The sequence below is a fragment of the Zooshikella harenae genome, from assembly GCF_018837975.1.
GTDB lineage: Bacteria > Pseudomonadota > Gammaproteobacteria > Pseudomonadales > Zooshikellaceae > Zooshikella > Zooshikella harenae.
The window spans coordinates 1-922 of record NZ_JAGSOY010000287.1 but is presented as its reverse complement, the minus strand read 5'-3'; the positions used below and the strand labels follow the sequence as shown (position 1 = coordinate 922).

The window sequence follows — 922 nt, the reverse complement described above, 5'->3', positions numbered from 1 at the left end:
AATGCTCATGAATTCTGAGGCCTATGAAAAGTGGTCTATCAGCCAAATGGCGTTGCTATTTGGTATGTGTCGTAAAACCATTTCGAAACGACTAGAGCAAGCGGGTATTGAACCGGTTGATAAAGTTAAAGGTTATTCGGTGTATCCGTCAGATCAGGTTGGACCTGCTTTATTTGGGCAGAACCCGCTATTGGTGATTTCTGATCCTGACAAAATGCAACCCAAGGATCGTAAGGACTGGTTTCAATCCGAGATTCAACGCTTACAACTTGAGCAACAGGAAGGCTTATTGTGCAAAGCGGAAGAAGTACGCCGTACGATGCATACCTTGGTACAACTGTTAGTTCAGGCACTGGAGACCTTACCCGACCATTTAGAACGTAACTGTGCTTTATCACCGAGCACCCTGACGTTTGTAGAAAATACCATTAATGAAGTCCGTGTCTCGCTTCACGAGCAGTTAATTCATGCATTTAAACCCCGATAATTTATCCCATGAAGTCGCGGAAATTGTCACACCACCCAGTACCATTTCAGTCAGTGATGCCGTCCGGCAAACCTTACGCGTCCCGCAAAGTGGTGGTGGCAGTAGCCCATGGTCAGCGGAGATCACGCCCTATTTATTAGAACCGTTGGATTGTTTAAACAGTCGGGAATACACTGCTGTTATTTTTGTTGGTCCAGCGCGAACCGGTAAAACGTTGGCTTTTTTAGAGGGTTGGGTCAGTTATGTCATTGCCCATAACCCGGCTGATATGCTGATTGTGCAAATATCAAAGGAAAAAGCCCAGGAGTTTTCCAAAAAACGTTTGGATAGAGCGATTCGTCGTAGCCCAGAATTAGCCAAACGCATTTCCCCTCGGGTCCATGATAATAATATTCACGATAAAATCTTTCGGGCGGGTAATTATTTAAAAGTGGG

2 protein-coding genes are annotated in these 922 nt (G+C 45.0%); both read left to right on the top strand.

Going from position 1 to position 922, the window contains the following annotated elements; all coding sequences use genetic code 11:
- A partial coding sequence (locus KCG35_RS25690) for a DUF1441 family protein (RefSeq protein WP_215822708.1) occupies positions 1-487 on the top strand: 487 nt, incomplete at its 5' end.
- The coding region (locus KCG35_RS25685; RefSeq protein ID WP_215822705.1) for a phage terminase large subunit family protein at positions 468-922 on the top strand (455 nt) is incomplete at its 3' end. The genes KCG35_RS25690 and KCG35_RS25685, both read left to right, overlap by 20 nt.